The 10,857-nt window shown below is 50.0% G+C and carries 4 protein-coding genes; 3 read left to right on the forward strand and 1 reads right to left on the reverse strand.

Annotated elements, in window-relative coordinates; genetic code table 11:
• Positions 1-224: 224 nt before the first annotated feature.
• Positions 225-1,121: a metallophosphoesterase gene (locus tag HMPREF2541_RS02030; RefSeq protein WP_070541486.1), complete on the reverse strand. Its 897-nt coding sequence runs from the start codon at positions 1,119-1,121 to the stop codon at positions 225-227.
• Positions 1,122-1,270: 149 nt separating this feature from the next.
• Between HMPREF2541_RS02030 and HMPREF2541_RS02035 the strand changes: the two genes are divergently transcribed.
• The 3 genes from HMPREF2541_RS02035 to HMPREF2541_RS02045 all read left to right on the forward strand — a co-directional run.
• On the forward strand, positions 1,271-2,005 hold the full coding sequence (locus tag HMPREF2541_RS02035; RefSeq protein ID WP_070541489.1) for a metallophosphoesterase: 735 nt from the start codon (positions 1,271-1,273) through the stop codon (positions 2,003-2,005).
• A gap of 223 nt (positions 2,006-2,228) precedes the next feature.
• The gene (locus HMPREF2541_RS02040; RefSeq protein WP_141744175.1) at positions 2,229-5,576 is read left to right on the forward strand and encodes an STY4851/ECs_5259 family protein; all 3,348 of its coding nucleotides are present in this window, start codon (positions 2,229-2,231) and stop codon (positions 5,574-5,576) included.
• A gap of 2 nt (positions 5,577-5,578) precedes the next feature.
• Positions 5,579-10,857, forward strand: a 5,279-nt coding sequence (locus HMPREF2541_RS02045) for a DEAD/DEAH box helicase (protein ID WP_070541495.1), incomplete at its 3' end; no start/stop codon positions are given.

Consider the following 10,857-nt stretch of genomic DNA (forward strand, 5'->3'; position numbering starts at 1 on the left):
CTTTAAAATAAATTTTGCTTCCTAAGCCCCTTATCTAATATGATCAATTAAGTATCTTGCCTTTGTGCCTGTCGACATCTTTGAGTATGCAGAATAACGGCTCCATTCGGCCTTCAGGCAGCAGCCGGAAGTATCAATGGCACGGTTGATTTTGATCTGATGACGCAGAAAAAAAAGAGGGATGGCAAACCATCCCTCTTGTCGCTTTAATTACGTTACCTGGTTCACACCATCAAAAACGGCAGCCCGTCTTTGATTTGCTGCTGTCCCGCCGGGCTGTCGGGCTTAAACTCTTCCTGATAATAACCGATGGTGTTGCTGACCGTCGGAATGCCGTATTCGTTGGCGTAACACACGGGCAGGTGTTGGTGGGCATGGCCGTGAATGCAGGCCGCAAGCTTTTCAGGTAGCCCGATTTCCGCATCCTCTGCCCAGCGTGCAGGCAGTACCGTGCCGTAGCCCAGGTCGGCATCGCCGAACAGGCGGCTGGTCGGGTGGTGGGTGAACAGGATGTTTTGCACGCCGGACGGGCTGGCACGCAGCGTGTCTTCGATAAAGCACACGCTTTGATGATGTGCCGCCAGCACATCGCGATACAGCAGCTTGGCGTAACGATTGCCGCGTTTGACCTTGATGTAGCGGTAGTCGCTCAACCTTTGTGCCACCGCATATTCGTCCCCATGCGCCACCTGATACCAAAACGGTGCGCCGATAATCTGCACGCGCCCGTTGTCGAGCGTCGCACACTGATTATGCAGGATGCTCATGTGCGCTTTCAGCATCGGGCTGCCGTCCAGAGCCGCCTGAATCCGTCCAACCACCTTGTGCAGGGCATCGCCGTAGTATTCATGGTTGCCCATCACATAAAATACTCGGTCAAAGCCATTGTCGGCAATCACGCTTTCCAGAAACGGCACGAAATAGTGGAACTTCCTGGCTTCGGTCAAATCGCCGGCAATCATCAACAGATTGTGTTGCGTTGCAGGCTGCCGGTTGCAGCGGAACAGGGGGCGGTAGATTTCGTCCAGCACATCGGTTTGCAGCAGCCCGCGTTTGTCGAACAGCCATTCCAAGTGGATATCGGAGATGTAGTTGAGTTGGACGGTGCGGTCTGTCGGCATAAGAGGGCTTCCTAATGAATGATGGATGAGCGTGAACCATCAACGCCGATACTCGGCGCCAATCGTGTCAAACGGTTTCAGATGGAATGATACAATACCGGCGAACTGTTTCCCATCTCCCGTTGCAGGCTACCTGAAACCATATCTCCATGAAAATCCAGCTCCTTTCCGACACCCACGGCAGCCCCTATGCCCTTCATCCCGAAGCCGATGTGATTGCCCACGCCGGCGATTTCGGCAACGGCTTGGCCGCCATGCGGCAGTTTCAGGCAGCCTGCAACGAGGCGGGCAAGCCCTATGTTTTTGTATTGGGCAATCACGATTATTATCATGAAAACATGAGCGATGTGCGCCTGCAATTGCGCGACGAACCTTATCTGCGCGCGGGCAAAACCGTGCAAATCAACGGCCGGACCTTTGTCGGCGGCACGTTGTTCAGCAACTTCAGGCAGCACCAAGTCAGCGCCGGACAGTTTGAGCAAAACTGCAATCTGGCGCAGGTTTCCGTGGCCGATTTCGCCTATATTTTTGATTATCTGCCCAACAGCCCAAACGAGCGGCGCATCACGCCAGAAGACTATGTCCGCCTGTATAACGAGGAGTGGGCATGGATACGGCAGTTTCGCGGTGCGGCCGACACCGTCGTCCTGACCCATTTCCCGCCCAATGCAGCCTGCACCGCCCCGCAGTTTGCCGAATCGCCGCTCAATCCCTATTTCATCAACGATGTGGATCTGACCGGCTTTGCCTACTGGTTTGCCGGGCACACGCATACGGCGATGGACGCAGAAATTCAAGGCTGCCGCGTGGTCATCAACCCCTTGGGCTATCCCGACGAAATCGGGCGCAACGGTTATCGGGACGGGTGCTTGATTGAGGTGTAGCGCTTGCAGGGATTGAACAAAAACATCAACGAAATTAACGACGCCGAAATTTGCTGCATAGTAGGAGGTATTGCATAACTACCCAGGAAGACGTTAGCTTGTTAAGATAATAATATGTTGTTTTTATTTATTCTTATCAAATTGACCTATATGCTGCTCTTGAAAGCCAAATGTGCGTGTGTACTGATATAATTTCCACTTAAGTCAACCACAAATCGTTACCATGAAAACTAAGCCAGCAACCCCTTTTAGTAACTGGTTATCACTTTTCTTTTTAAACCGAGATCCGCTTAATCCTACACCGGATGGCAGACCTCTTTATGCTTATGCCGTTACCGAACATGAATACCGTGAACTGTGCGCACTATTGCGTCGTGATCCTTCCTTAAGATCGGGCTCTTCTTATCAACCACGTTATCAAGAATGGTGTGCCTGTTATTGTATGGCGGTCAGTGAAACTTATCGGCGTCAATATTCGGGTAGCGAATGGAATTGGGCATTTTTCGATAATGCAACAGGTACGAGATTTGATAATGAACAGCAGCGTTACAAACATTTGAAAACTGGGTTGAAATATTGGAAGAGGCAATGGAAATATGATAATGTCGGTAATACGCGTTATCTTGGTACATTAATTGCCGAAGGTGGGCTGCCATTAAAAATGCTTGCGGCTAACAATAACGCATTTCATGATGTTATTGATTATGGCCTGAAAAAGTATCGGGAGAGTGTGGAAACTTTTCGTCCTTTGGAAGAGTATATTACTGAAAGAGTATATAGACTGGCGCAAGTATTCCATGATGCTGCGGCTGTTGTTCTATTTGCTAATACAGTCAAGGCCTTATCCGAACTCGCTGAACGGTTTGACCTGAAGAATGAACTCAATCCGGTCGAATACCTAGATAAGGCAGATAGTGGTTGGCGCGGTCATTTTCCTTTTGCTTTGGATGGGAATCAGGTAGATGCAGTTATCAACCGCTGGTTGGGCAATGCAGCAGACGAACGTCAAAAAGTGGCAAGGCAAGAGTTTTCCTGTCGACATTATGTAAAGGAGAGAAATTGGTGCTTGCATACTAAAATTGGGTTGCCTGAAAAATTTAGTTTTCCTGTTCAGGATTATCAGGGCAAAACGGTTTTGCAATGGCAGATTTTTGAGGGAGAAACGCCAGTTGCCCAAATGGGGGCGACGGCGTTTGCCTCTTTCAGCGATACAGGTAACGGACTGGTGTTCAAGCTTCCTCAGGAAAAACAGATTATTTTTGTCCGCAAGCAGCCTGGTTTGCCTTTGTCTATACGTGTGTTTTCGGGTGGGCGGCTGATTTATACCAAGCTGTTCGAAGACACGGCGTTTGACGAAGATGTGCCACTAGTGTTTTGCCTTGGCCAAGATCAATGTTGGCAACTGTTTTCCACCAACGAATACACACGCAGCAAAGATGAGAATTTCCTGATTCGTTTGCCCTTTGGTTTCAAACTATCTGAAAACGCAAAAGTCACCCGTTTGCAAGAGCAGTGGTTCAAGTGTTCGGGCAGCCTGGCAGCGCGGCATGAAGACGGACGTGAAATTATCGTTGCTATATGTGCGGATACGAAGGGGCAAACCAGTTTGCGCGGTCGGCTGTTTTACCGTTATCAGAATACGGACGGCCTGCCCGTGTATCGCGGTTTTCCTACTCTGCAAATGCCACCCGACCTGTCACTAACACACATCAAAATCAACGGCAAAGCCCAATCAAATATCTGCCCGAACTATTATGGTACATTTCAGGTAGCCTTTTACAGCGATAAAATCTGTTTGTTGCGGCGCAGAATCACTGTCCTGCCTGAAGACTTTTCCCATACTTGGCAAGCAGCAAGCGGCAAACATCCCGCCATTTTAAATGTTGACACCTCCGAGAATGTTTCCGTTGCTGCCTTTGCTGATCATCTCAATATCACACAAATCCATTCCCGATTTACCTGCCAAGCTGAGGGCAGTAATTATCCATCCCACATTATTCTTGCCGTTGGCAGCAACTCCACCCAAGCAGCACGATTGAAGCTGCCGCTGCCGTTTGATGGTGCGTATCTTTATGATGAAAATGGCAGAATCGACGATTGTCGTCTGAATATCAATCAACTGTCAGGCAAGTGGCTGATGGTGTATTCGTCTTCATCGACCAGCATGGAGCTGGTTTTCAAGTTATCGGATAACACATATAGCTGCCCTATCTCTATCACCGAACGTCTGCCAGCAGGTGGTTCGGTGCAGCAGTTTTTCTTAGACCAATGGAAGCCCCAGCTTTTGCAGCTTTTGTCGTGTAGCAGTAGCCAAGATGCCAAGGTGGAAATTACCGTACACCGTATGGGTTCAGACAAACCGCTGATACGGCTGGTATTGTCACGCTACAACGGCCTGATTGTGTGGAACAACCAATTTCATCGTTTTGGAGGATTGGAAGAAACCGATGCGCTGCGCGAAAGTTTCGTTATCAAAAAACAGGTGGCAAACGAATATGCCAGCCCCGAAGCAGTAGTGAGCATCATGCGGTTGGACGCGCCCGAAAACGGCGCGCAACGGCTGCCCGAAAGTACAGAATTTATTGGCGGCAGATACAGTCTGATGTCTTATGATGCGGGGTTGTGGCTGATTTACCCCGCGTCCGAATCACCCGTCCAATTCCGCCCCGCCATCTTTGACAACAGCGGCGAAGAATTTACTGAGCCATCTGAACATCATTCCCTGCATACTGCTGCCCGCGCCTTCCATCCGATACACAATCCCGAAGCCATCAGCCGTATCATTACAGAAATGGCGGGTAATCCCGAGCATGCAGGCTGGCGGTATTTTGAGAGCCTGAAACAGCATTTTTCCCATCTGCCGCTGTCAGTATTTGAAACATGGAAGGCCTTGGCACAACAGCCGAAAACCTTGGCTTTGGCAGTTTTGCGTTTAGGGCTGGATGGTGTGTTTTGCGAGCGGATACGCAACGAACTGGCTGTGGTGTGGGAATGGTTAGCGATACAAGACTGGTTTGCCGCCGTAGATGCTTACCGCCCGTATTCCCGCGCCAAAATTGCAGCATCAGGTTTGAATCCCGATGATGCTCCTTTAACCAAAAACTGTATTCCTCAAAATGTGTTGTGCCATGATGAGATTTTGCACTGCTATGTGTTTAGAGGCTTTCTTTCTGAAATGGAAATGATGGTGGTAGAGGGAACAATCTGGGAGATTTTTCACAAGCAACATGATTCGCGCTACAACCGCCACTACAATGCATTGCGTCAAAATGAAAACTTACGGATTCCTGAAACGCTTTCAGACGGATTGCAACAATGGTTAGACAAACAACAAGGCTCATTTTTCGACCAAGTACGCCGCCTATCTAAAATTCATTTTGACCGTGCTGCCGTCTGGCTACCCGTTTTTACCGCCTGTGTTAAAACCGGCAAGGCGCATCCTAACGACATCAGGCCGTCTGAAATGACAGCCGCGCAGTTTGCCGATGCTTTTTACCGTATTTATGCTTTGGACGCAGAATGGTTCGATTACGTCTGCGCCACCCTGAGCTGCCATTTGATGAGTGAATAACAATGAATACCGACCCCATGCAAACCCTGTCCGGCCTGATAGAGCAGAGCCTGAACCGCATCAAGGAAGCCACCATCGGTGTATTGGACATTACGGATGATAAATTGCGCGGCCACCTGCGCCAACTGATCAACAACGAATTGGGTAACGAAAACTGCTTTCTTGCCGATCCCGTCGTCGAACAGACTTTCGGCTGGGAAAGTGCGGACTGCACCTTTGCCGATTTGGCAGAGCAAAACCTGTTTTCTGCAAAACTTACCGATGTGTTGGCCAAAGCCGACAATTATGATTTCCCCAAAACTGCCCGCCCTTACATCCACCAATTGCAAGCATGGCGGCATCTTTTGGCCGATACGCCCCAGTCTGCCATCATTACCAGCGGTACGGGTTCTGGCAAAACCGAATGCTTCATGATTCCGATATTAGAAGACCTGATACGCCGACAAACGCAGGAAAACACAGCGCTGGTTGGCGTTCAGGCTCTGTTTCTTTATCCGCTCAACGCCCTAATCAATTCGCAAAAGGAACGCTTGGACGCATGGACGAAGCCCTTCGGTAACAAAATCCGCTTTTGCCTCTACAACGGCAACACCAAAGAAAGTGCCGAGCCGCGAGACAAAGACCAGCCCAACCAAGTCCTGTCGCGGGAACTGCTGCGTAAAGAACCACCACCTATCCTGCTGACCAACGCTACTATGCTGGAATACATGCTGGTGCGCCAAGCTGACGCGCCGATATTGGAAAAATCGCGTCAGGCGGGTTCGCTGCGTTGGATTGTCTTGGACGAAGCGCACAGCTATATCGGCTCACAGGCAGCGGAAATTGCTTTGCTGCTACGCCGTGTGGTGCACGCTTTTGGCAAGCAACCCGAAGATATCCGCTTTGTTGCCACATCCGCCACCATCGCCTCCGACAAAGCGGCAGACGAACTGCGCCACTACCTCGCTGATTTGGCGGGTGTGCCCCGGGAGCAGGTGCTGGTGGTTTCCGGCAACAGAGACTTTCTACCGATTGGAGTTGCCGATGGCAGACAGAGTCTGGCAGACATCGTATCCATTACAAATGAAAACGAACGCTTTACCGCACTGTGCCGCAGTGCAATCGCAACCACCTTGCGCAACTGCCTGACAGCAAGCACTCAGCCCTATACGTTGAACCAATTGGTACAGGCAACGCAAGCATATCTGCTTTCAGGTAGCCTTTATGAACGGCAACGCGAAGTATTGGCCTGGCTGGATGTCATGACTCAGACAAAACCGTCTGAAAATGCCGAACCATTTTTGAAGCTGCGCCTACATCTGTTCCAAGCCATGCTGCACGGTTTGTGGGCATGTGCTGACCGCCATTGCAGCGTAAAAGAAGGGTATCTGGAAGATTGGGCATTCGGACAGGTTTATCTCAACCGCCGCGCCAAATGTGATTGCGGCGCTCCTGTGTACGAACTGGTACTGTGCCAAGATTGCGGTACGCCGCACCTAATGGCGCAGGAGAGCAACGGTATTTTGCACCAGCACGACACCCGCATCACCGATGAGTTCGCACTCAATCCCGAGCCGGTAGACAATGATGAAGAAAACAGCGGAACTGACGGCGTGGACGGCTCTAACCCAATTTCAGATGGCTTGCAATTCACATCTCACAACAAAGTGCTTGCCGCTGCAGCCGATACGCTGTCTGAAAACTATACGGCACAGAAAATCGACAAAACAACTGCCGAAATCGGCGTACGGCAGGGTGAAACTTTTGAGTTGGCTTTGGATTTCTCCCTGCATGCCTGCTGTTCCGCCTGCGGCAAAGAAAGCCGAAAAACACCGTTTTATCATCAGAAGTATTTGGGCGCACCGTTTTACGTTACCCACGCCGTGCCGACTGTATTGGAATTTTGTAGTGACGCCGAAAACAACCCGCAATCGCTGCCTGCGCACGGACGGAGATTGATTACTTTTACAGACAGTCGCCAAGGAACGGCACGAATGGCAGTGAAAATGCAGCAGGAAGCGGAGTATTCCAAACTGCGTGGTATGGTGTTTGATGTGTTGGTGCAGGAAACAGAAAAAGCGGTCAATAACGTTGTAATGCCCGAAATAGTAGCAAAAATTGAACAGCTGAAACAAACCGATCCCGCTTTGGCGGAAATGGTGTTGGAAGCAGTAAAAAGTAAAGCACAAAAAAGTGGCAAAAAAGCCTATCTCACTTGGGATGATATGTACCGCGTACTGCGTGATAAAGTAGAAATGGCGAAAGACTTACTGCCTTACAATCGTGAAACTAATCCCGTCATGTTTGACGATCCCAGTGGCAACGGGGCAGAAAAACTGGCAGAGTTGCTGCTGGCTCGAGAATTTATCCGCCGCCCGCGCAATGCCAATAGTTTGGAAACCTTGGGCCTGGCAATGGTTTACTATCCCAATTTGGACAAAATCAGTACATTACCCGACGGTTGGGCGGAAACACGCGTTTTGAATCAAGCCAATAATCCAAGCAAACCGCTGAATTTGGATGATTGGAAAGCATTTTTAAAAATGCTTTTGGATTTTCACGTCCGTGAAAATTCCTTTACCAATTTGGATGAGCAGAAAAAACGATGGTTGGGTAAACGCTTTTCGGGAAAATCCCTGCTGCCGCCCGATACCAGAGAAAAGCAGACTTCGCGCAAACAGGGTTGGCCGCAAATTCGAGATAAAGACCCGCAGCCTCGAGCCGTCAAGATTTTGCAGGCGGTTACAGGGTTGGATATTCGAAACCCTTTAGCTAAACACAAAATCAACTCGTGGTTGAAAACCGCGTGGAAACAGCTCACTATAGACAGCAACATCCTGCGCCCCGATGCTGATGCTTGGAAAATGCCACTTTCGGCAATGGCATTCAGGCTACCTGAAAAAGAAATGTGGCTGTGTCCGCAAAGCCACCGCTTAATCGACACCACTTTACGCGGCGTGTCGCCTTATCTACCGCGCAACTGGCAGGAAATGCCGTCTGAAAAGCTGTTTTGTAGCAAAATCGAATTGCCCGATTATTACCGCTTCAAACAGGATGCTACTGCTGAAACACGCCGTAACCAAATGCGCCGCCTGCTGGCACAAGACGAAGATGTCAGTCGCCTGCGCCAAAAAGGCTTGTGGAGCAATTTGAGCGACAAAATTATAGAGGGCGGTTTCTACTACCGTACAGCAGAACACTCTGCCCAGCTTGCATCCGCACAACTGGTAGCATACGAGAAAATGTTTAAAGACGGCAAAATCAACGTATTGAGCTGTTCTACCACCATGGAAATGGGCGTGGATATCGGCGGTATGGCGGCGGTAGTAATGAATAACGTACCGCCGCATCCTGCCAATTACCTGCAGCGTGCTGGTCGTGCAGGACGACGTAGCGAAGCAGCGGCGGTGGCTTATACATTGTGTAAAAACGATCCGCACAACCGCCGCGTATTTGCCAATCCGAAATGGGCATTCACTACGGCCATTGCCGCGCCGAAAGTATCGTTAAGCTCGGCAAAAATCGTCAGCCGTCATGCTCATTCACTCCTGCTGGCAGAGTTTCTCGCCACACGCAGTGACACGGGCAAAGACAGTACCAAATTGAATACATCATGGTTTTTCCACCCGACAAAACAGGTTTGGCAGCAGTTTTGCGACTGGATGAACTCGTCGCAATGCACAGCCGATCAAGCCATTGCTAAACTCACGACAGGCACGGCGTTGGCGGGCGTGCCTTTGGCACATATCAAAGAGCGCGCCGTGCAACGGCTGACGGAGATGGCGGAAAACTGGCAGGCTGATTTCCGCAGCATCAACTACAAAATTAATCAAACCGACAATGATTTATACAAAAAAGCCCTAAACCGCGAGAAAAAACTGCATGAAAATGAAAACTTGCTCGGCCATCTGGCGGTAAATGCCTTTCTGCCCGGCTACGGTTTCCCTACCGACGTAGTGGAAATGAAAATCCGCAAAATGGAAGACTTACGCCGCGAACGACAGAATCGCGAAGACAATCTGTTCGTCCGTAAAGAAAACCCCAGCCGCAGCTTGGATATTGCCCTGCGCGAATACGCGCCCGGTTCGGAAATTGTATTAGACGGGCGCGTGTATCGTTCGGCAGGCATCAATCTGCGCGTAAAATCAGACGAACAGGGCAAAAACGAAGCCCAACGTTTCGACACCGCATGGCGCTGTAAAAACTGTGGAGCATCAGGTGTGGCACGTTACAAATACAGCCATGACGACATCCGATGTTACTGCTGCGGCGAAGCTGTTCCGTTTACCGAACAACAAACTGTGCTGACTCCAGCAGGCTTTCTAACCGATTTTTTCGAAGACAGCGGCAACGATGTTTCCAGCCAAACATTCGTTCCCACCCACGCGCCCAGGGTACAACTGAACGGCACAATCACTGCCCTGCCGCAGCCCGATTGCGGCGAAATCCGCTACGGCAGCGGTGGCGAAGTGCTGTTCCGTTCTGGCGGTAAACATGAAAACGGTTTTGCCGTCTGTATGAGATGCGGGCGTGCGGATTCCATGACCGAAGACAACGAACTGCCAACCGTATTTTCAGGCGATTACCACAAGACTTTGGGTGGTGGTTTGGATATGGGTAGCAAAAACAAAGACTGCCCAAACAGCAATGTGCAGCGCAACATCCACCTGAGCCACCGTATCCAGACCGATGTATTGGAGATTGCCCTGAAAAACCCGCAAACAAAAGCATGGCTAGACAGTGGAAACAAGACTGCCGCCCGCACGATTGCCGTAGCCGTGCGCGATGAAATTGCCGCCTGTTTGGGCATAGAAACCACTGAAATGGGCTATGCTGTGCGTGAAGATAAGGATTTGGAAACAGGTACAGTTCGTTGCTTGATTCAGATTTACGACCAAGCTGCAGGAGGAGCTGGTTTCGTCTTGTCTGCCGTAGATGATATCAACGGTATCCTGAGCCGTGCTTTAGACCGTCTGAGTTGTCCCGCCGATTGCGGTAGCGTATGCCAGCACTGTCTAGCGGGAGGTGATAGTAATGTGGAGCGTGAGGAGCTCGATCGTCATCAAGCTTTGCAGTGGCTTGAAGAAGCGAAATTTAATCAACATTTGAAACTGCCTGCAAGCATTTCACGCATTGCTGGCAGTCGTTATTGTGCACGTACACCCATTGCTGAACTGGAAAAACGTATTCTGGAAATGCAGGGAGGTAGGCTCCTGATTTTTGTCCACCAAACTGGCAATAATTGGGATAGCCCTGAAATTAAAGCACAAGTAATGAAATGGCAGATGCTGTATCAGATACA

It is taken from the genome of Eikenella sp. HMSC061C02 (assembly GCF_001809035.1).
GTDB classification, from domain to species: domain Bacteria; phylum Pseudomonadota; class Gammaproteobacteria; order Burkholderiales; family Neisseriaceae; genus Eikenella; species Eikenella corrodens.